Consider the following 20,189-nt stretch of genomic DNA (forward strand, 5'->3'; position numbering starts at 1 on the left):
GAATGCTCACTCCTTGTCGTTATAATGGATCGGTATCGATGTGGACTTCTATTCCATATCTTTGGCTGTATTCTTGCAGTTTGTCAATAACCGATTGGGCAGGCTCCCCTTCAAAATGATAATAGACCTTTCTGCCGGTTTGCTCGGCAGCTTCGAAGGTCGCTTTCATTTGATCGCGTACCTTTTTGTTCACCTGCTGAAGGGCAGGTTTGGTCTGGGCGATGTATTCATCGCTAATTGCGTCGAATTCCCGGCCGATGGGATCGGAATCAAACTTCATCCTTGATTCTCCGCCAAGCCGCTCCGCCAGCGCATCGGCGGCCGCGTCCGGCTTGTTGACCTTCTGCAGCTCCCCGGAATATCTCGGTGCCTCTTGGGGGGTGTCGTTTGATTCGTCCGGCTTTTCGTTATCGGGTTTGTCACTCGGCTTATCTTCATCGGGCTTTTCGTTATCCGGTTTATCTTGATTCGGTTTGTCTTGTTCCGGCTTATTATGCTCATGGTCATCGTCAGGCTTCCGTGGATTCTCTCGCGGTTGTTCATGGGGCCCATCCGGCTTTTCGCGCGTCTTCGAGCCGAATTTTTCGGTGAGCGAATCCAACCATCTTCTTGCTCGCGGGCCCAGTTTATTGGACAGCCACGAGAGGCCTTTGCCGACCGGGATCCGGCTGAGCATCACGGCTAACACGGCAGCGGCCGCATTCTGAGGAGAAAGCAGCTTCTTCGGATCGCGGATGTATCCAGCGATTTCGTGTCCCCCTCCGGCAATGCCGGCACCTGTCATGGCAATGCCGAGTGCCGGCCAGAAGCTGACAAACAGCAGGGACAGGGCAAAGGCGCCCAATATGATTCCCGCTTGTTCCCAGCCGCTAAGCCGATCCCACCAATTCTGGAGGGAGTCGAACAGGCACGCAAAGCAAGAGGAGTCCGCTGCCGTCATGAAATCACCCACGTTGGATAGGATCCCGGCAGCTAGCATGAGGATTCCGATGGCTCCCAGAACGGAAGAATACTTTCTTACATTGTCCTGAACCTGATCCCTTTGGCCTGCGGCTTCGAGATTGCCGTACAGCAGCGAGTATCCGAGCTCGCGCCGCTCACGGTAGAAACCGATCAAGTAGCCCAGGCGTTTCCGGTCCGTAAACAAAGCCCGCGTCATCTGCCAAAACTCCGTTAACGGATTGATGAGGGCTTCCCCCTTAAGCACAGGCAGTCGGTCGCGTATTCGATGCAGGTCCCAGTAGTCGATGAACAAGCCGATAACAAGCAGGGTCAGGAAGAATCCTTCGGTTCGGTAGCCCTCCCCGGTCCACTCATGAAGGGTAAGTATCCAATCCGGGAGCCGATTCTGGCCATTCCAGGCTGCGTGATTCAGGACAGCCCAGAGCAGCAGGATCGCCGGAAAAGCATAGGCCCAGCGAGTGAGGCGTTTGGAGAAACGAAAAGCGAGGCCGATGCCGAGCGCGATCATGGCACTATGTACAGGATGCGTAACATTCATCATGGTAGGAATAAAGCTTTCCTCGAAGTAGCCGGGAAACCAATCGAAGAACTCCCAATGCAGCGTTTTGCCGCCAAGAAAAGAAACTCCGTAATTGCTTTGGACCAGCCGTCTAGACAGCTCCTCCATAAATTGAAAGCCAATGCCGGGAGCAGCGCCCAATAATACGTAATCGCCGAGGCTCAATGAAGTGGCTCTTCTTGAAAAAAACAAATATACTGCCAGCGGCAGCAGCTTGTAAATTTCCTCGATGATGGGGGTCATGACGGCAAATGACCATGTGTCGGTCGTCCGTCCTCCGAATATCATATGCAGCCCCTGCATGGTCCCGTTGGTCAAGGGAATGACCAAGAGAACGCCCGAAAGAACAAATAAGCTGACCTGCTTCCAGGCGACCGTTTTGCTCCGGCTTAACAGCCAAAATTGCAGCAGCACGTAGAAGGACCATAAATATTGAATAAGCATGGTACGCGATTCTTCGATCAGAACCAGACTTACAACGAGCACCGCCAAGGAAATCCAGGAAAACAAGTGATATAGCTTGGAAAGGATAGGATAATTTCCGATCCATTCCTTCAAGACCCCGTATATCCGCTCCATGGTGTCCCTGACTCTCGTCCGAATAACCGCTATTGACGATGTAATGGAATTCACCCCCGCTGAATCAACCACAAACTTTCCTATGGCTCCCGATAGACAGTTTGCTATATATTTACACAAATGGTCCTCATAGTGAAACATTTCATTGATCAGCATATGCGGTTCGAGACGGAGGTAGTGCTGCTCAAAAAATAAAACTCCTCTGGCGGCCGGCGGAAGATCCGGTTAACCAGAGGAGAGGAGTCATTATTTATATTTTACGACGATGGCATTGCTGATCTGACGGCCTGGCGTCGTTAAGTAAGAGCCGTTATAATACAATCCGCTGGAGGCCCCGCCATCTAGATTCATCGCTTGGTAGGCACCTGCCTGCTTCATGATTTCCGCCAGTTGGGGAATGGTAGCGCCGCCTGTCGTCAACAAAATCAGCTTGTGGTCCTTCGTGATGCCGAGCGCGCTTCGCGCACCGCCGCCCGTCAGTATCTTCGGATCCTTGAATCCTTCCTTCTTGACGTCCAGCGTCACCTTGCCATTGGTCAACAGACGCGGACCCGCTTGAAGTGCTCCTTCCATACGGCCTGTTTCATATACGGATTTGAAGTCGAGTCCCGGCATCAACGTCGCCAGATTGTTGCTGTCATAGGTGAAGATCGTCCGGTTATCTCCCGAGGCCTTGTGAAAAATATTGCCTTTGCTGACCAAATAACCGTACGGTGCCTTGTACGCTCCCGAAGTATAGGCGTCAAAGAACGTCCCGTTGATGGCTACCACGGCATTGCTGCGCTTCGCTATGCTCCTCAAGTCTTCGACTTTGCCTGCTTTATTGCCTGCCAAAACAACGTCCAGCTCCACCTTCGGATGGAGCAGCGAAACGGTGACGACCTGGGCGCTGAAAGAACGCGCGCCTACTTTAAATGTTTTTCTGGCCGACGTCACGGCCTTGGATGAACGGGTCATCATGTTCCCCGAAAGAACGGGGAGGGTGTTTGACACGCTGCCGTCCGTAATGTTCAGGGTGGATCTGTTATTGCCCCAGGACAGCTTAAGGCCAAGATGCTGGCTGACAAATTGCAGCGGTACATACGTGGAGCCGTTCTCGGAGAATGGGGCCGCTTTTGCCTGCACCTTTTTGCCGTTTACATAAGCATTTCGACTGCCCAGGTATAGCGTGAGGGCTGTATCGTCTCGTGTGATGTTGAGTTTCTTCTCAGCAGCTGTATAAGCTACCGATACACCGTCATAGGTCTTGAGTACCCCGACCGAGATGAAGGACTGGCTGTTCTTGTCCACGTAAGCCAAATTTTTGGGGGCGGATGCGGCATAAAGCGGCGTGATGACCGTCAGCATGGCCAGTACAACGATTGCAATGATTCTTTTCATGTTTCCTCTTAAGCTCCTTTGTCTCTTTCTGTGTTGGGCGTAGTAGTGCCTATATTTTATCGGCTTATAGGGACTATTTGTTTAGGACAAAAGTCCATGTTCATGGCATGACGTTGTAAAAAAAACTCCGATCACCCATTGACAAAGAGGATCATCTCTTATATGGTTAATTACATGAGTAACTAACCAATTATGTAACGAGGTTATAAACGAAAGATGGTGAGGTAAATGGCATTTCAAATTGATGACAGCAGACCGATATTCATGCAAATTGCCGACAAAATCGAAGACGACATCATCGAAGCACGACTGCCTGAGGAAACGCAGGTTCCATCAACGAATCAGTTTGCAGCCTTTTACCAGATCAATCCGGCTACAGCTGCCAAAGGGGTTAATCTGCTGGTCGATCAAGGAATTTTGTACAAGAAACGGGGGATTGGCATGTTTGTAGCTTCTGGAGCTCGTGAACTGCTGATGGAGAAGCGCAAGACGGAGTTTTATGAACAGTATGTGGTCGCCATGGTTAAGGAAGCGGCCAAACTTGGGATTACCAAAGATCAATTGTCGGAAATGATTCGCAGAGGGGAGCAAGACTGATGAGCCAAACCGTGATCGAAGTTAAGAATTTGAGCAAGGCATACAAGGATACGACGGTAGTTGATAATGTAAGCTTTACCATCGAGGCGAATAAGATTTATGGATTGCTGGGCAGGAACGGCGCGGGCAAAACGACCATCATGCAGATGATAACGGCGCAGCTGTTCCCGAGCCAAGGGGAGATTCGCGTATTCGGAGAGCATCCATACGAAAATCATAAGGTGATCCGGCAGGTATGCTTCATTAAGGAAGGCCAGAAATATCCGGATATCTTTACGGTCAAGGACGTTATGGGAATAGCCGCTAGCGTTTATCCGAATTGGGATGCGGCATATGCGAACAAACTGATCGAGGTATTCCGGCTGCCTATGAAACGACTGGTAAAGAGATTGTCCCGCGGAATGCTCTCATCGGTAGGCATCATCGTCGGACTCGCCAGCCGTGCGCCCGTAACAATCTTTGACGAACCTTATCTTGGACTGGACGCCGTGGCCAGAGAGCTGTTCTATGATCATCTGATCAAGGATTACACGAATCATCCGCGCACGATTATTCTGTCCACGCATTTGATCGACGAGGTCAGCAGACTGCTGGAGCATATTATCGTCATTGATTCCGGCCGAATCTTGCTTGACGATGCTACGGATGATTTGCGGGGACGTGCGTTTAAGATCGTCGGTCCTTCCGGAACGGTTGAATCGTTTATTCAAGGGCACGAAGTGATACATCGGGAATCGTTCGCTTCCATGTTGTCCGTCACGGTGATGGGAGGCGCGACAACGAAGTTGCAAAAAGAGGCGGAGGAATTGGGCTTGGAAACAACCCCCGTTTCCCTCCAACAATTGATCGTATATTTAACTAAGCGCGAAAAGGTGGGGGTCCAACCATGAACGGAATTCCTGGCGTAATCCATATTTATTCGAGACAGAAACTATCCTGGTTTTACTTGCCCTGGGCCATCACGGCATTCAGCTTTCTGGTCAATTACATTATTAGCGTAATGGTTAATGGTGAAGCGATCTATGCCGGGGGTTTGGCAACGATCTTTATCTATGTGTTTATCGCGGCTCTGGTATCGGTGCTGCAGCTGTTTCCCTTCTCCCTCGGATTCAGCATTCGAAGAACGGACTTCTATCTGGGCTCTGTTCTTATGGTGGTATCGTACAGCGTCATAACGTCGATTATATTATTGGCATTAGCCGAAATAGAAAGCTTAACGAGCTCTTGGGGAGACCGGTTATCGTTCTTCAAACTGCCGTATTTGAATGACGGCACGTTATTTGAACAATTCATCATCTATTTCATATTGCTTCTTACCTTTGCCTTTATCGGGATAGGAATCGGCGTGTTCTATCTTCGTCATCGCGGCATGAAGACCTTTGTCATGATGGCGCTCTATTTCATCTTATTGTCGGGAGCCAGCGTTCTGGTCACCCAATACGGCTGGTGGGGGCAAGTGATTGAATGGGTTGTCAAACATACAGCCTTTGAACTGTCCCTGTGGCTTATTCCCATCTCGGTTATCCTAGCACTCGTCAGCTACCGCTCGATTCGTAAAAGCTCGGTGTAAGGCAAAAGACGTCCGATTACTCGGACGTCTTTTTGTTGTTTTTCCGTTTGTTCAACGCTTTCGATCCGGCAAGGGTCGTGCCCGGCGGGTACGAGAGCTGCGGATGTTTGGAAGTGCCTATAAGTTGCGATGTGTATATGCCGGAGTGACCGGAAAAGAGGTAGCTGATGACGCAGGCCATAAACATATACACCGCGCCTTCACCGCCGAACAGCTCGATTCCCATAATAAAGCAAGCTATCGGGGTGTTTGTCGCTCCGCAGAATACCGCGATGAAACCTAAAGCAGCCAGGAAAGGGGCATGCAATCCGATCCACTCCGACAATGCGCTGCCCAGCGTTGCCCCGATGGCAAACAAGGGGGTGACTTCGCCTCCCTGGAACCCTGCTCCAAGCGTCAGCGAGGTAAAGATAATTTTGCCCAGAAAAGCAAAAGGCGAAACTTCGCCAGCGAAAGCCGCTTCAATCAGCGGGATGCCCAGCCCCAGATAATCGCGGGTTCCGAGCAGGTAGACCAGCCCAATGATGATGACGCCTCCTGCAGCGCTTCTGATCATCGGATTGTGAAAAACATAACCGTACCACCGCTTGAGCGAATGGGTTAGCTCACTGAACAGCCGGCTTGTCAGACCGAATAGCAATGAGGCCAAGACGACCTTCATAATCACCATAATACCCAGTGCCGGAATATCTCCGATCGGATAATGCAAATGGCTGATGCCCCAAAAAGAGGTAGCGGTCAGATTTCCGACCATACTGGCAGCGAATGCAGGCAGGAGAGCCTGATGCGAAACCAGCCCGATGGCAAGGACTTCAAGCCCGAACAGCGTGCCGGCCAGCGGCGTGCCGAAGATCGATCCGAAACCGCCGCTGATTCCGCAGATCAGCAGTATTTTTCGATCCGCCGGCGTTACGCGGATAAGTTTGCCGAACCACTCCGACAGGCTTCCCCCCATCTGAACGGCAGTGCCTTCCCGGCCTGCTGACCCCCCGAATAGATGGGTAATTAACGTGCCAATCAGCACTAACGGCGCCATTCTCAATGGAATGGTTTCGGTTCCGTCATGAATTTGTTCCAGAATGAGATTATTTCCCTTGGCACTGCTCTTGCCGAACTTGTAATAAAGGAAGCTGACTGCGGCGCCTCCCAAGGGAAGGAGGTATAACAGCCATGGATTTCCCATGCGTAGGGAGGTCACGTAGTCCAGACTGTAGAGAAAGAAGGCAGAGGCACTGCCAGTCATCAACCCCACGAAGCCTCCCAGAACGACCCATTTGACGAAGTAACCGGACAACAAGGCCAATGACCATTTCTCGGCGCCTTCAAACCACTTTTTCATCATGCAAGCTCACCCGTTTCTATAGATTCGCCGCTAAACCCTCCATACACAAACAGACTCCTACCAGGAAAGCGACCTCTGGTAGGAGTCATTAGCTATGGAAGCGGTTATGGCGAACTCCATCGCCTCATTCAATTAGAATTTATTGTAATGGACTGTCTGCTTACATGTCAACAGACATCGAAATTGAGGTCTAATGGAACAGTTAAGCCAGATGACTGCGAAATGAGGCTGGAAAAAAGTGCTTGACTTGGGCATGGACTTTTTTCCAAGGAGAAATTCAAATTGTCCATGGACGAAGAAAGGTGTCTATTTTATAGTTACCAATGATAATGATAATCAATATCATAAAATTGAGGGGAAAATGATGTCATCAAACACGTCCAATCCAAGTTTTACGGATGAAAAGACCCACGCCAATATCAAAGGACGCCCATGGGCTGCGACCCTGATTCTTACCGGGGGCGTGGCAGCATTGGTGCTTGGCATAGCTTTATCCATATCGCTCGGCGCTGCCGACATTGATCTGCGAAATGTATGGGAAGCGGTGTTCTTCTTTAATCCCGATGTGACGGAGCATCAGATTATTCAGGAGCTTCGGCTGCCGAGGGTCCTCGGCGGAGCGATGGTGGGAGCCTGCTTTGCCGTATCGGGTGCGATTATGCAGGGGATGACCCGAAATCCGCTCGCTGATTCGGGTCTGCTCGGATTAAATGCGGGAGCGGGATTTGTCATTGCGATCTGCTTTGCATTTTTTCCGGGATTGCCGTATATGTACCTGATTCTGTTCTCGTTCCTGGGGGCTGGCCTGGGTGCCGTGCTCGTGTACGGAGTCAGTTCCATGGCAAAAGGCGGTCTTACACCGGTTCGCCTCGTTCTGGCGGGTGCGGCGCTGAGCGCTCTGCTAAGTGCGCTCAGCGAAGGCGTCGCATTGTATTTTCAGGTCGGACAGGACATGGCGTTCTGGTATGCCGGCGGTACGGCCGGGATTAAGTGGGTTCATTTGAAAATTATGCTGCCTTGGATAGCTGCTGCTATATTGGGCGCTATTGCATTGTCGCGTTCCATTACCATGCTCAGCCTCGGCGACGATATCGCCAAGGGACTCGGTCAGCGAACGGGACTTGTCAAGCTGGGCGGAACGGTAATCGTGCTGGTGCTGGCGGGGGCTGCCGTCTCGGTTGTCGGTGCGGTAGGCTTCGTCGGCCTGATGATTCCGCACCTTACCCGGAAGCTTGTCGGCGTCGACTACCGGCTCATCATTCCCTGTTCGGCCGTACTGGGAAGCTTGCTGGTCGTCATAGCCGACCTGGCGGCAAGAATGGTGAATCCCCCATACGAGACGCCTGTGGGCTCGATCATCGCACTGATCGGTGTGCCCTTCTTCCTTTACTTGGCACGCAAAGAAAGGAGGGAGCTGTAGATGGATGCCGTTACCCATACCATTCACGAGCGTAAAGGCAGGAAGCGCAAGATCATGACGCTGTCTATCCTGGGCGTACTAATCATACTGGTGTTTCTCATTAGCATGAACACGGGGGTCATTCGCTTATCGCCGCTTGAGGTCATAAAAACCCTGTTTGGCAGCGGGACGGACAAACAGGAGCTGGTGCTGTTCGAATTCCGCTTGCCGCGGATCGTCATTTCGCTTCTGATTGGTGCCGGATTGGCGGTATCCGGCTGCGTTATGCAGGGCATTTCCCGTAATGAGCTGGCGGACCCCGGCATTTTGGGGATCAATGCGGGGGCCGGATTAATGGTTATGCTGTTCATTTCATTTTTTCCGAGCACGGCCGCGGCCCCGGTCTTTCTGTTGCCGGTACTCGCCCTGATTGGAGCGGGCGGCACCGCCGCATTGATATGCGTACTGGCTTACAAGAAGAATCAGGGCTTTAAGCCGACGGGCCTTCTGTTGACGGGAATCGCCGTAGCGGCCGGCATCAGTGCGGCAATGATCGTGCTGACGCTGCGTTTAAGCCCGGAAAAATATCAGTTTGTTGCCACCTGGCTAGCCGGCAGCATCTGGGGCTCGAGCTGGAAGTTCGTCCTGGCATTGCTCCCATGGATGCTTGTGCTGCTGCCCTTCGTGATGTACAAAGCGCAGGTGATGAACGTTCTCAATCTTGGAGAGCCGACGGCGACCGGACTGGGAGCCTCCGTTACAAGGGAGCAATTGAAGCTGCTGGCTGCGGCGGTCGGATTGGCTGCCTCCTGCGTCGCGGTGAGCGGCGGCATCGGATTCGTCGGGCTTATAGCGCCGCATCTGGCCAGGCGCTTGGTCGGTGCGAAGCATCAAATGCTGCTTCCGATAACGGCGCTGGCCGGTGCCTTGCTGGTCATCACTGCCGACACTTTGGGCCGCTGGATCATTCAACCGTCCGAGATTCCGACCGGGATCGTGGTTGCCGTGATTGGCGCTCCATACTTCCTGTACCTGCTATCCAGGACAAAAGCTTAGCTGCCCAGGATCGCAGGGATCTAGCGCAAACTTGCGACGGCAAGGGGCTTGGGCATTTTTCAACGTCATTACGGATTTAAGGAGGTCCTTATGCTGCGCCGATTTTTTTCCTATTACAAGCCTTACAAAGGGCTGTTCATATTGGATTTTTGCTGCGCTATCTTTGCGGCTTTGCTGGAATTGATATTCCCGGTAGCCGTCAACCGCGTGATCGACGACTTGCTGCCAAGCGGGAACTGGAAGTGGATTTTATACGCTTGTCTTGGGCTTCTCGGCATTTATGTTGTCAGTTCTTTCCTGCATTACGTGGTCACGTATTGGGGTCATAAACTCGGCATCAACATTGAAACGGATATGCGCAAAAAGCTGTTCGATCGGGTTCAGAAGCAATCCTTCCGTTTTTTTGACAACAACAAGACGGGACATCTTGTCTCGAGAATGACCAACGACCTGATGGATATCGGCGAAATTGCCCACCATGGTCCGGAAGACCTGTTCATCGCCGTCATGACGCTTGCCGGAGCGCTGGGCATCATGCTCGGGATCAACTGGCAGCTTGCCGTGATGACGTTTGTGATCGTTCCTTTGATGATCTATTTATCGCTGTATTTCAGCGGAAAAATGTCGGCAGCGTTCAAGCGCATGTTCTCCGATATTGCCGATTACAATGCACGCGTGGAGAACAACGTCAGCGGGATCCGCGTGGTCCAAGCCTTCTCGAATGAGGAGCATGAAATCGCGCGTTTCGCCGAGAACAACAACCGCTTTCGCGTGACGAAGCTGATCGCTTACCGCATCATGGCCTGGAACTCGTCGATCAGCTTTATCCTGATGAAATTCATCTCCCTGTTCGTGCTGGTATGCGGCACCTGGTTCGTGATTGAGGGCCGGATGACCAACGGGGAATTTATTGCTTTTGTCATGCTGTCTAACGTGTTCCTCGGTCCGATTAAACAAATCAATGCGGTCATTGAGATGTATCCGAAGGGAATCGCCGGCTTTAAGCGATATTTGGAGCTTTTGGAAAGCGAACCTGACGTCGCGGATATGCCGGGTGCCAAGCCGGTCGGACATGTACGGGGTGACATTGCCTTTCACGGCGTAACCTTCGGGTACGAGAACAAAGACCGCGTCCTGGAGGATGTCCATATGTCCATTCGCGCAGGCGAAACCGTCGCGCTTGTGGGGCCGTCCGGAGCGGGCAAGACCACGTTGTGCTCATTGCTGCCTCGTTTCTATGACACGGAAGCCGGAAAGATTACGATAGACGGGATCGATATTCGCGACATGACGCTGCAATCCCTTCGTTCCCATATTGGCATCGTCCAGCAGGACGTGTTCCTGTTTGATGGCAGCATCCGCGAAAATATCGCCTATGGCAGGCTGGATGCTGACGACAGCGACATCATGAAAGCGTTGGGCCGTGCCCAGCTAGAAGAGCTGGTTGCTTCGCTTCCGGATGGGCTGGACACCTTGATTGGCGAGCGGGGCGTGAAGCTGTCCGGTGGACAGAAGCAGCGACTGTCGATAGCCCGGATGTTCCTCAAGAACCCGCCGATCCTCATTCTCGACGAGGCGACGTCAGCGCTCGATGCGGAAACCGAAGCGGCGATTCAACAGGCGCTTGCCGAGCTCTCGGAAGGACGAACGACGCTGGTGATTGCCCACCGGCTCGCAACCATCAAGAATGCGGATCGCATCGTGGTCGTTGCGGACAAAGGCATCGCCGAACAAGGAGCCCATGAGGATCTGCTCGCGGCGCACGGCATATACAGCCGTTTGCATCGAGCTCAATTCGGGGCTTGATTCAACCAACACCATACTTAGGAGGATGTAAAAATATGTTCAAGTCAAAATTACGCGTTATGCTCACCATGCTTGTCTTATGCTCGATCTTCATCTCGGCATGCGGCGCAAATGGAAATACAGCCAATCATGCCGGTTCCTCAGGCGAAACAGCAACAAGGACGGATACTTCGAAGACTGAAGCCCCAGCCCCAACAACCAAAAAGGTGCCGACAGTTAACGGAGACATCGAAATTCCGACGGCTCCTCAGCGAATTGTAGTGGATGCCTACTTGCCAACGCTGCTGCTGCTCGGAGAAAAGCCGGTAGGCGCTACGGCGAAGGATCTTGAGAACGTCCATATCCAGGACCTGATCGATGGCATAGAGAACACAGGGGAAAGCTCCGCGGAGAAGATAGTGGAACTGAACCCCGATCTGATTATCAGCGCGAACTCGGACCCGGAGCTATACGAGAAATTGTCCAAAATCGCACCGACCGTCATTCTTCCTTATGAAACCTATCGAGGCGTGCACGAAGAAGTAGAGGGGCTCGGCGCAATCCTTGGCAAGGAAGAAGAAGCAAAAGAATGGCTTGCCGGTTTTGATGAGAAAATTGAAGCGCTGCGCACAAAAGTGAACGGTGTATTGGAAGAAGGTGAGACGTTCTCGATCTTCGGCGCATTCGGCAAAACCTTCTACCTATACGGTGACGGCATTTATCGGGGGGGCTTGGCCATCTATAAGGAACTTCAGCTAACGCCTCCGGCAACGATCCAAAAGGAATTGATTGATGCCAACGTGACTTACAAGGAGGTTTCCTTGGAGGTGCTCAAAGATTATGCAGGCGATTATATTTTCTTTGATGAGTCCAACGGGGCCGAGATGGATAAGAAGGATAAGGTGTGGACTTCGATTGAAGCGGTGAAGCAGGATCGCGTGTTTTATCTGGATGCCAAGCGATTCTGGCCGTTTGATCCCATTGCGGTCCTGGCTCAGGCCGAGGAAGTGACGGACATGATCATCAGCCAAAAAGAGAAGGAGAAAACGAAATAAACCGCGGTATCGGTGCTCCCCGGATAGAAATGCGGGCGGCATGGAGATGATGTTGATTCTCTCTTCATGAAGCAGCGAAATGGCAGACCCTGATGAAGGGGGGGGCTGCCATTTGCATTGGCCGTGGAAATGACGAAACGCAAGCCATGCAGGAACCATCATGCCTTGGCGTGGTGAATAAGACGGTACCTTAGATGCGTTACACTGGGAGATTCGATGACGGTTGTACGAGCGAATTCGATATCGGAGGGGAGATGTTCGAATAATTTCTGTCCGTTGCCTAGAAGGATCGGCACCAGCGTGATCAGGAGCTCATCCAGCAGGCCTGCTCGCATATATTGTTGTATGACGTTGGCGCCTCCGGCGATTTTGACGTCTTTGCTCCCCGCCGCAGCTTTTGCTTGCTCCAATGCTCGTTCGATCCCATCCGTGACAAAGGTATACGTCGTACCGCGATCCTTCGATTCTGCTTGTCGTTCTTCATGAGTCAGTATATACCGGCATATGAAAAGGGGGCGTATCTCCCCAAAAAGGTTGTCCATGATCAAACATCGTGCGGCCAAGAACGACAGCTCCGGTTCTGCGATTGGATTCGGCTATCAGCTCCGCGTCCTGGTTAAACTGGCCTCCGGTCAGGCCATGCATTTCGCGCCAGCTGGCGAGTTCATAAATCCATTCATGAAGCCGCTCGCCGCCTTTGCCAAGGGGCAAGCAGGCGCTATGGTTCGGACCTGTGATAAATCCGTCCAATGACATCGACATTTCAGCGATAACTTGTGACATAGATCGGTACACCTTTCATCTGAATTATCTTTATGGAAAGCTTTCCGTTGTACCAGAAAACGGTTTTCCAGGATCAGCATAGCACCCGCGTTATGATTAAATTTATTATCATTTGCTAAATTCAAGGTGACAACAAAAAAACAGAGACGCAGGATGTAACAAGGGCAAGGTCCGCGCAGGCGGTCCTTGCCCTTGTTTATTACTGTTACGGAGAAAAGAAGATTCACCTTGAAGCTGGTTCAATCACATAATCACGTTAAAATCGCGGCATGCGATCTGGATTTAGCGTGCATCCGCCGGCTCGTCCACGGCTTTCAGCTTATCGTTCAGGATGCTGTCCTCAAGCACGCTGAATTTGTCCCCGTATACTTTCGTGATATGTTTTTCGCCCCATGCACAGAGCATATCCAGAATTCCGATTAAACTTCTGCCGTAATCGCTGAGCTCATATTCCACTTTAGGCGGCACTTGATTATGAATAATGCGATTGATTACGCCATCTTCCTCCAGCTCTCGCAGCTGCTGCGTCAGCATTTTTTGGGTGATGTGCGGCATGAGGCGCTTCAGCTCGTTGGTTCGTTTACGGCCATGGGTCAGATGGCAGAGGATCACGCATTTCCACTTGCCCCCGATTACTTCCAATGTTGCTTCGACAGCTATGTTGTATTTCTTCGTTTGCATAGGGAGCCTCCTATTCTTGATAGGCACTAAAAAGTGCCTAGGGTACTGTCAGGTACCTACATTACAAAAAAGTACGTTCTTCACACAAATGATGATATGAATCATATTAGCATTTGCCGGCTGAATTAAACCATACGTCATATTTTTACTATATACAAGCAAGAGAATAGGATAGGGGGAAAATAGGAACATCATGATTATAGATAAAAAAAGAAGTTTGCTTGCGCTTATAGCGCTTGCCGTCAGTGCCTTCGCCATCGGCACCACGGAATTCATCAGCGTAGGGCTGCTGCCGTTGATTGCGGAGGATATGAATATTTCCGTGACGACAGCCGGATTAACCGTGTCGATGTATGCGTTGGGCGTTACCTTCGGTGCGCCGATTCTAACGTCGCTCACATCCAGAATGTCCAGGAAGACTTTGCTGCTCTGGATTATGATCATTTTTATTATCGGTAACAGCTTGGCAGCGAGCTCAGCTTCCATTGGCGTCCTGCTTGGAGCACGGGTCCTGTCGGCCTTTTCACATGGCGTATTCATGTCGATCGGCTCGATTATCGCCGCAAGCGTGGTGCCTGAGAACCGCAGGGCATCGGCGATCTCCATTATGTTCACGGGCCTTACCGTAGCCACGGTCACCGGCGTTCCGCTCGGAACGTTTATCGGTCAGCAAATGGGTTGGAGGCTTGCTTTTGTCGCAATAGTGGCGGTCGGCATCGTTGCGCTGATTGCGAATAGTATCCTGGTCCCTTCGGATCTGCCAAAAGGAGAACGCACTTCATTCCGCGACCAGGCTAAATTGATGACAAACGGAAGACTGCTGCTCATGCTCCTGATTACGGCTCTCGGTTATGGCGGGACCTTTGTTGTCTTCACTTATTTATCCCCATTGCTTCAGGATATAACAGGCTTCAACGAAAATACGGTGGCCGTCATCCTGCTTGTCTATGGGATAGCCATTGCAGTCGGTAACGTGATCGGCGGAAAGGCGGCCAATCGCAACCCGCTGAAAGCCCTGCTCTACATGTTTATAGCCCAAGCCTTGGTGCTGGTTACACTTACGTTTACCGCACCGTTTCAAACGGCGGGACTCATAACGATTATTCTTATGGGATTCCTGGCGTTCATGAACGTGCCGGGTTTGCAGGTTTACGTTGTGATGCTGGCTGAGCGCTTTGCGCCCGGAGCCGTGAATATGGCGTCCGCGCTGAACATTGCCGCATTTAATGCCGGTATCGCCATCGGCGCTTTTCTAGGCGGCTTGATCACGAATTCCATGGGCCTGATTCATACGGCATGGATCGGAGCCCTGATGGTGGCCGGTGCGGTCGTGCTCACCGGTTGGAGCTTGAAGCTGGAACGAAAGGATTCGAAAAATCCGGAGATATCGGATAAGCCGGATATGCCAGCGGCATGAAACAACATTTTAGGATGAAGGGAGGTGATGGCGGAGCGGATCATGGGAGATACTGCACAATAGATACATCAATTTTATTCACAATCCCAAAAAAATTCGGAGGTTTATCAACATGACAGCAAAACACTTACAAGATACAACCACTTTATATAATGGCGTCAACATGCCTTGGTTTGGACTAGGCGTATTTAAAGTTGAAGAAGGACCGGAGCTGGTGAATGCCGTTCGTACGGCCATTCAGCACGGCTATCGGAGCGTGGACACCGCCGCCATATACGGCAATGAAGAAGGTGTCGGGCAGGGCATTCGCGAAGGCTTGGCAGCTGCCGGATTAAAAAGAGAAGATCTGTTCGTCACATCCAAGGTATGGAATGCCGACCTGGGTTATGAATCGACTTTGAAGGCTTATGAGGAAAGCTTGCGAAAGCTGGGATTGGAGTATTTGGACTTGTACCTTATACACTGGCCGGTTGAAGGGAAATATATAGAGGCGTGGAAGGCGCTCGAAACGTTGTACAAGCAAGGACGCGTGAAAGCCATCGGCGTGAGCAATTTCCAAATCCATCATCTGGAGAAGTTAACGAAGGAAACCGACATCAAACCGATGGTGAACCAGGTGGAATATCATCCCCGATTAACGCAAAAAGAATTGCAGGCGTACTGCCAGGCGAATGGTATTCAGCTAGAAGCTTGGTCTCCATTAATGCAGGGCCAGTTGCTGGATCAGGAGGACCTTCAGATCATCGCGAAGAAACATCATAAATCCATCGCGCAGATCATACTTCGTTGGGATTTGCAGAACGGCGTGGTGACGATTCCGAAATCGACCAAAGAGCATCGGATCATCGAGAACTCCGATCTATTTGATTTTGAATTGTCCTTGGAGGATATGCAGCGCATCGACAGCTTGAATCAGGATCACCGAGTGGGACCGGACCCGGACAATTTTGATTTCTAAAAAAATCGGCGTTTACCGCAAGCATATAAGTGTAATGAATAATGCGACTCTCCTGAGCTTTCTCCAGCCTGGTGGGAATCGGGAGGGTCCATTCCTACATAACGAAAAGGAGCGAGGATCATGAACTTGGATTTACAGGGTAAAGTCGCATTGGTCACAGGCTCGACATCGGGCATCGGCAAAGCGATCGCCATGTCGCTGGCAGCCGAAGGAGCGTCCGTCATTATCAATGGAAGACACGAGGATAAGGTGAAGCAGACGATCCATGACATTCGCGCCGTCCATCCGGATGCCGAGCTGCGTTATGCCGTGGCGGATCTCGGAACCGAGGAGGGCTGCCATCAGGTCAGGGAAGCCGCCCCGGTCGTTGATATTCTAATCAACAATTTAGGCATCTTCGAGCCTGCCGAATTTTTCGATATATCGGATGCAGAATGGTTCAGGTTCTTCGAGACGAATATAATGAGCGGCGTCCGTTTAACCAGACACTATTTGCAGAACATGATCAGCCGCAATGAAGGCCGAATTATTTTTATCGCGAGCGAAGCAGCCGTCATGCCTTCCCAGGAGATGGCGCATTACAGCGCAACCAAGACGATGCAACTGTCCCTTTCCCGGAGCTTGGCCGAATTGACGACAGGAACCCGCGTCACGGTGAATACCGTCATGCCCGGCTCCACCCTTACGGAAGGCGTCGAAACGATGCTGGATACGCTGTATCCCGATGAGAATCTTACCATCGAAGAAGCCGAACAGCGGTTTATGAAGGAAAATCGGCCGACTTCCATTATTCAGCGGCTGATTCGTCCGGAGGAAATTGCCGATTTCGTCGCCTACCTGAGCAGTCCCAAATCCTCCGCGATCAACGGTTCGGCACTCCGGATTGACGGCGGCTTGGTACGAAGCGTATTCTGAGCAAGCCATGGCCTAACGCATCGATGACATGCTATCGGGATGAACGGTACTTTAGCCTGAAAGAGTTGGGTTTAAACCCGGTATAGCGAACAAAGCAGCGAATGAAATACGGAAACGAGCCGAACCCGGATTCCTCGGCTATGCGTCCAATCGGCTCGTTGGTGTGGATCAGCAAGCGTTTTGCTTGCTCGATCCGATGCCGCGTCAGAAACTCCAGGGGCGTGCAGCCGAACGTTTTTTTCATGCAAATGGAAATATAATTCTGGTGAAAGTGCATGGCATCGGACAATTGCTGGTAGCTGACCGGCTCTTTGTAATGTGCTCTTAAATAGTTGGCCGTTCGTTCGGCAATGGCATAATGAGGATGCTGCTGCTGAATTCCTTCTTCTTCGGCTTGGAACAGCAGCAGCAGCTCATGCATCAGCTGCTGCTGTTTCCAGCGTGCCGCGGAAGATGGCGATTGCTGAAGCAGCTGCAGCTGTTCAATCAGACGTCCGGCCTGCTCTTTCGAAGACAGTTCTCCGTGTTTGGGAATATAGAATGAGAAATTATCGAACTGCACATAAGGGTGGTCCGATTGCGATAAGGCAAAAGGGATCCGCTCCTCCGCTTCAATCCACGGTCCGACCGTCTGAAAATGCAGCCAATAAAAATGGGTTTCCTTTTGACAGGGCAGGTACGTACGGTGTGCGGCATCGGGTCTTAGAATCAAGTGATATCCGGCCTTTACACTGTAAGATACTCCGTTCTCTTTCAGGAATAACTCCCCTCTGGTTACGAGAATCAGATCAAAGACACCGATGTTATATCGATCCGGATGTCGGTCTCCCTCCTGGTAGGTATCTTCTCCGCAAATCATATAATGCGGCAATGGCGGAGCCGTAAACTGGAAGATCATCACCGGCCGGTCCTCCTTCTCAACTAGCTTTTCTCCATCATAATCGTTTTGTTGCTCCGGATTCAATCTATCATGATGTTGTAATCGGATAAAAAGATGTTGTTTCTGTGTATAGGGAAACGCCGGTTGAGATGTTATATTTCTACCTGAGTAAGCACCTATAAGACAGAACAAGGAGCGTGGAAGTTGATGCTGCATCAGACGGCTTTTCATAGTTTGCCGCTTAGAGCGATTAAGCCGGAAGGCTGGCTTAAGGATCAGCTGGAGATTCAAGCAAGCGGGTTTACGGGACATTTGGAGGAACAGTGGAAGGACGTCGGAGCAGACAACGGATGGCTTGGCGGCCAGGGAGAGAGCTGGGAGCGGGGACCGTATTATGTCGACGGTTTGCTTCCTTTAGCTTATTTGCTGGAGGACGCGTCTTTGATCGCTAAAGCGAATCGATGGGTCGAGTGGTCGCTTGCCAGCCAGCAGGAGAACGGCATGTTCGGTCCGGCGCGCATCACCTCCGTAAATCAGGATATCGATAAGGATCAGGATTGGTGGCATTACATGATCATGCTGAAAGTGATGATGCAGCATGAGGAAGCAACGGGCGACGAACGCATCATTCCGTTTCTGACGAAGTTCTTTACTTACGTCCATTCGGTCATTGAGGAACAGCCGCTGCGGGGCTGGGCCAAAACCAGGGGGGCCGAGATGCTGCTGTGCATCGTGTGGCTGCATAAACGAACAGCGCAGCCTTTCCTGCTGAAGCTTGCGGATACGATCGCCGAGCAAACCACGGACTGGAGCGGTATTTTTCATGATTTTCCGTTCTGGCGCAAGGTTGAAGAATGGGATTGGACAACCCATGTCGTGAACGTGGCGATGGGCATCAAAACGCCGGGCGTGCTGTATGAATTACACGGAAATCCGGTGGAGCGGGAAAGCGTCCACCGGGGCATCGATTCCTTGATGACGTACCACGGGCAAGCGCACGGCATGTTCTCGGGAGACGAATGGTTGTCCGGCACCCATCCTAGCCAAGGGGTTGAATTGTGTGCCGTCGTCGAGTATATGTTTTCGATGGAACAGCTGACGCGCATTTTCGGGGAGGGTCGCTTCGGGGATATTCTGGAGAAGGTCGCGTTTAATGCGCTGCCTGCCGCCATCTCTGCGGATTGGACCTCGCATCAGTATGATCAGCAGGTCAACCAGATGATCTGCAACGTCGCTCCGCGGGCATGGAGCAACAGTCCCGATGCCAACGTATTCGGCCTGGAGCCGAATTTCGGATGCTGCACGGCCAATATGCATCAGGGCTGGCCCAAGCTGGCCTCGCACCTGTGGATGAAGGACCAGGAGGAAGGGCTAGTTGCCGTTTCCTATGCTCCCTGTACGGTTAGAACAACGGTTGGCCGTCAGGGCGTGTCCGCTGAGGTTTCGGTCACCGGCGAATATCCATTCAAGGATCGCGTGCAAATCCATTTGTCGCTTGAACGAGCGGAATCGTTCCCGATATCGCTGCGCATCCCGGCCTGGTGCGACCATCCCGTCATTACCTTGAACGGGCGCGAAATGCCAATTCAGGCAGAATCCGGTTATGCCAAGATCGTGCAGACCTGGCAGAGCGGCGATCTACTGGAGCTGTATCTGCCTATGGAAGTGAAGACCGAGTCACGCAGCATGTACGCAACCAGCATTACAAGAGGACCGCTGGTGTACGCGCTGCCCGTGAAGGAGAACTGGCAGATGATCCGGCAGCGCGAGATGTTCCACGATTGGGAGCTCTATCCTGCTTCCCCATGGAAATACGGACTGATGGCCGATACGTCGTTCGAAGTAGTGGAACGGGAGGTGGTCCGTCAACCGTTCCTGGCTGCCGATGCACCGGTACGAGTGAAGGTGAAGGGCCAGCTGATCCGTGATTGGAAAATGGAAGGCAACAACGCCGGAAACCCACCGCTGCATCCGAACACGGACGGCCAGCCTGTTACGGAACTGGAGCTGGTTCCATACGGAAGCGCGAAGCTTCGGATCGGCGAATTTCCTCTGATCGGGGATCGGGTCAGTATCGCTAAGTACTAAGCAGGTATGATTACACATTCGAAAACCGCGGATATCGCGGTTTTTTTTGTTGTACGGATCTATGTTCGCATCACCAAAAGGAATGAGCCGAAATATGGCGTTACCTCTGAAAGATGTCGCAACCCTTGTTCCGTAGTGCATGAACAATGCGAACAAGCAGTAAGCACCGAAGGTATTCTTGA

At 51.7% G+C, this 20,189-nt stretch carries 18 protein-coding genes and 1 riboswitch; of the genes, 12 read left to right on the forward strand and 6 right to left on the reverse strand.

Features of this window, described 5'->3' with window-relative positions; all coding sequences use genetic code 11:
• Positions 1 to 19 precede the first annotated feature (19 nt).
• Both BMX45_RS03390 and BMX45_RS03395 read right to left on the reverse strand, forming a co-directional pair.
• Positions 20 to 2,155, reverse strand: a complete 2,136-nt coding sequence (locus BMX45_RS03390) for a restriction endonuclease fold toxin (RefSeq protein ID WP_254777932.1) — start codon at positions 2,153 to 2,155, stop codon at positions 20 to 22.
• 192 nt (positions 2,156 to 2,347) lie between these two features.
• Positions 2,348 to 3,481: a phosphodiester glycosidase family protein gene (locus BMX45_RS03395; RefSeq protein ID WP_090908493.1), complete on the reverse strand. Its 1,134-nt coding sequence runs from the start codon at positions 3,479 to 3,481 to the stop codon at positions 2,348 to 2,350.
• 228 nt (positions 3,482 to 3,709) lie between these two features.
• Between BMX45_RS03395 and BMX45_RS03400 the strand changes: the two genes are divergently transcribed.
• The 3 genes from BMX45_RS03400 to BMX45_RS03410 are packed head-to-tail and all read left to right on the forward strand — an operon-like array spanning position 3,710 to position 5,648.
• Entirely contained in the window at positions 3,710 to 4,078 is a 369-nt protein-coding gene (locus BMX45_RS03400; RefSeq protein ID WP_009591066.1) for a GntR family transcriptional regulator, read from the forward strand.
• Complete coding sequence (locus BMX45_RS03405; protein WP_090908494.1) at positions 4,078 to 4,968, forward strand: ABC transporter ATP-binding protein; 891 nt, start codon at positions 4,078 to 4,080, stop codon at positions 4,966 to 4,968. The genes BMX45_RS03400 and BMX45_RS03405 overlap by 1 nt, the downstream gene beginning before the upstream one ends.
• Positions 4,965 to 5,648 (forward strand): hypothetical protein, encoded by a 684-nt coding sequence (locus BMX45_RS03410; protein ID WP_090908495.1) that lies wholly within the window; start codon positions 4,965 to 4,967, stop codon positions 5,646 to 5,648. The genes BMX45_RS03405 and BMX45_RS03410 overlap by 4 nt, the downstream gene beginning before the upstream one ends.
• Positions 5,649 to 5,664: 16 nt before the next feature.
• Here the strand turns inward: BMX45_RS03410 and BMX45_RS03415 are convergent, their stop codons facing one another.
• The gene (locus BMX45_RS03415; protein ID WP_090908496.1) at positions 5,665 to 6,990 is read right to left on the reverse strand and encodes a voltage-gated chloride channel family protein; all 1,326 of its coding nucleotides are present in this window, start codon (positions 6,988 to 6,990) and stop codon (positions 5,665 to 5,667) included.
• A gap of 72 nt (positions 6,991 to 7,062) precedes the next feature.
• Positions 7,063 to 7,123, reverse strand: a riboswitch (Fluoride riboswitch).
• 231 nt (positions 7,124 to 7,354) lie between these two features.
• On the opposite strand from BMX45_RS03415, the gene BMX45_RS03420 reads away from it, so the two are divergent.
• The 4 genes from BMX45_RS03420 to BMX45_RS03435 all read left to right on the forward strand — a co-directional run bounded on the left by BMX45_RS03420 (position 7,355) and on the right by BMX45_RS03435 (position 12,285).
• Positions 7,355 to 8,410: a FecCD family ABC transporter permease gene (locus BMX45_RS03420; protein ID WP_090908497.1), complete on the forward strand. Its 1,056-nt coding sequence runs from the start codon at positions 7,355 to 7,357 to the stop codon at positions 8,408 to 8,410.
• Positions 8,411 to 9,445: a FecCD family ABC transporter permease gene (locus BMX45_RS03425; protein ID WP_090908498.1), complete on the forward strand. Its 1,035-nt coding sequence runs from the start codon at positions 8,411 to 8,413 to the stop codon at positions 9,443 to 9,445.
• Between the two features lie 90 nt (positions 9,446 to 9,535).
• Entirely contained in the window at positions 9,536 to 11,251 is a 1,716-nt protein-coding gene (locus BMX45_RS03430) for an ABC transporter ATP-binding protein (RefSeq protein ID WP_090908499.1), read from the forward strand.
• Between the two features lie 35 nt (positions 11,252 to 11,286).
• Positions 11,287 to 12,285 (forward strand): ABC transporter substrate-binding protein, encoded by a 999-nt coding sequence (locus BMX45_RS03435; RefSeq protein WP_090908500.1) that lies wholly within the window; start codon positions 11,287 to 11,289, stop codon positions 12,283 to 12,285.
• 158 nt (positions 12,286 to 12,443) lie between these two features.
• Here BMX45_RS03435 and BMX45_RS31560 read toward each other — a convergent pair whose 3' ends face one another.
• A complete protein-coding gene (locus BMX45_RS31560; protein WP_217648104.1) occupies positions 12,444 to 12,827 on the reverse strand; it encodes a dihydrofolate reductase family protein in 384 nt (127 codons plus the stop codon).
• Here BMX45_RS31560 and BMX45_RS31565 point away from each other — a divergent pair.
• On the forward strand, positions 12,826 to 13,038 hold the full coding sequence (locus tag BMX45_RS31565) for a hypothetical protein (RefSeq protein ID WP_217648105.1): 213 nt from the start codon (positions 12,826 to 12,828) through the stop codon (positions 13,036 to 13,038). The two genes, BMX45_RS31560 and BMX45_RS31565, sit on opposite strands and share 2 nt — an antisense overlap.
• 312 nt (positions 13,039 to 13,350) lie before the next feature.
• Here BMX45_RS31565 and BMX45_RS03445 read toward each other — a convergent pair whose 3' ends face one another.
• Positions 13,351 to 13,749, reverse strand: a complete 399-nt coding sequence (locus BMX45_RS03445) for a winged helix-turn-helix transcriptional regulator (RefSeq protein ID WP_090908501.1) — start codon at positions 13,747 to 13,749, stop codon at positions 13,351 to 13,353.
• A 193-nt stretch (positions 13,750 to 13,942) separates the two neighbouring features.
• Here BMX45_RS03445 and BMX45_RS03450 point away from each other — a divergent pair, with 193 nt between their 5' ends.
• The 3 genes from BMX45_RS03450 (at position 13,943) to BMX45_RS03460 (ending at position 17,039) form a co-directional block, all read left to right on the forward strand.
• Positions 13,943 to 15,166: an MFS transporter gene (locus BMX45_RS03450; protein ID WP_090908502.1), complete on the forward strand. Its 1,224-nt coding sequence runs from the start codon at positions 13,943 to 13,945 to the stop codon at positions 15,164 to 15,166.
• Positions 15,167 to 15,278: 112 nt separating this feature from the next.
• On the forward strand, positions 15,279 to 16,124 hold the full coding sequence (locus BMX45_RS03455; RefSeq protein WP_090908503.1) for an aldo/keto reductase: 846 nt from the start codon (positions 15,279 to 15,281) through the stop codon (positions 16,122 to 16,124).
• A 120-nt stretch (positions 16,125 to 16,244) separates the two neighbouring features.
• Positions 16,245 to 17,039: an SDR family NAD(P)-dependent oxidoreductase gene (locus BMX45_RS03460; protein ID WP_015736011.1), complete on the forward strand. Its 795-nt coding sequence runs from the start codon at positions 16,245 to 16,247 to the stop codon at positions 17,037 to 17,039.
• 31 nt (positions 17,040 to 17,070) lie between these two features.
• On the opposite strand, the gene BMX45_RS03465 is transcribed toward BMX45_RS03460, so the two are convergent.
• The gene (locus BMX45_RS03465) at positions 17,071 to 17,937 is read right to left on the reverse strand and encodes a helix-turn-helix transcriptional regulator (RefSeq protein ID WP_090908504.1); all 867 of its coding nucleotides are present in this window, start codon (positions 17,935 to 17,937) and stop codon (positions 17,071 to 17,073) included.
• 189 nt (positions 17,938 to 18,126) lie between these two features.
• On the opposite strand from BMX45_RS03465, the gene BMX45_RS03470 reads away from it, so the two are divergent.
• Positions 18,127 to 20,007, forward strand: a complete 1,881-nt coding sequence (locus BMX45_RS03470) for a beta-L-arabinofuranosidase domain-containing protein (protein ID WP_090908505.1) — start codon at positions 18,127 to 18,129, stop codon at positions 20,005 to 20,007.
• The last annotated feature ends 182 nt before the right edge of the window (positions 20,008 to 20,189 follow it).

Origin of the sequence: Paenibacillus sp. cl141a (genome assembly GCF_900109305.1) — a bacterium.
In the GTDB taxonomy this organism is placed as follows: domain Bacteria; phylum Bacillota; class Bacilli; order Paenibacillales; family Paenibacillaceae; genus Paenibacillus_AQ; species Paenibacillus_AQ lautus_A.

Bases quoted from the DNA above. Each gene is read 5' to 3' on its own strand.
- BMX45_RS03400 (WP_009591066.1), top strand. From the start codon at position 3,710: ATGGCATTTCAAATTGATGACAGCAGACCGATATTCATGCAAATTGCC.
- BMX45_RS03425 (WP_090908498.1), top strand. From the start codon at position 8,411: ATGGATGCCGTTACCCATACCATTCACGAGCGTAAAGGCAGGAAGCGC.
- BMX45_RS03470 (WP_090908505.1), top strand. From the start codon at position 18,127: ATGCTGCATCAGACGGCTTTTCATAGTTTGCCGCTTAGAGCGATTAAG.
- BMX45_RS03450 (WP_090908502.1), top strand. From the start codon at position 13,943: ATGATTATAGATAAAAAAAGAAGTTTGCTTGCGCTTATAGCGCTTGCC.
- BMX45_RS03405 (WP_090908494.1), top strand. From the start codon at position 4,078: ATGAGCCAAACCGTGATCGAAGTTAAGAATTTGAGCAAGGCATACAAG.
- BMX45_RS03430 (WP_090908499.1), top strand. From the start codon at position 9,536: ATGCTGCGCCGATTTTTTTCCTATTACAAGCCTTACAAAGGGCTGTTC.
- BMX45_RS03395 (WP_090908493.1), bottom strand. From the start codon at position 3,481: ATGAAAAGAATCATTGCAATCGTTGTACTGGCCATGCTGACGGTCATC.
- BMX45_RS03420 (WP_090908497.1), top strand. From the start codon at position 7,355: ATGTCATCAAACACGTCCAATCCAAGTTTTACGGATGAAAAGACCCAC.
- BMX45_RS03460 (WP_015736011.1), top strand. From the start codon at position 16,245: ATGAACTTGGATTTACAGGGTAAAGTCGCATTGGTCACAGGCTCGACA.
- BMX45_RS03435 (WP_090908500.1), top strand. From the start codon at position 11,287: ATGTTCAAGTCAAAATTACGCGTTATGCTCACCATGCTTGTCTTATGC.
- BMX45_RS31560 (WP_217648104.1), bottom strand. From the start codon at position 12,827: ATGGACAACCTTTTTGGGGAGATACGCCCCCTTTTCATATGCCGGTAT.
- BMX45_RS03410 (WP_090908495.1), top strand. From the start codon at position 4,965: ATGAACGGAATTCCTGGCGTAATCCATATTTATTCGAGACAGAAACTA.
- BMX45_RS03465 (WP_090908504.1), bottom strand. From the start codon at position 17,937: ATGATCTTCCAGTTTACGGCTCCGCCATTGCCGCATTATATGATTTGC.
- BMX45_RS03455 (WP_090908503.1), top strand. From the start codon at position 15,279: ATGACAGCAAAACACTTACAAGATACAACCACTTTATATAATGGCGTC.
- BMX45_RS31565 (WP_217648105.1), top strand. From the start codon at position 12,826: ATGATCAAACATCGTGCGGCCAAGAACGACAGCTCCGGTTCTGCGATT.
- BMX45_RS03445 (WP_090908501.1), bottom strand. From the start codon at position 13,749: ATGCAAACGAAGAAATACAACATAGCTGTCGAAGCAACATTGGAAGTA.
- BMX45_RS03415 (WP_090908496.1), bottom strand. From the start codon at position 6,990: ATGATGAAAAAGTGGTTTGAAGGCGCCGAGAAATGGTCATTGGCCTTG.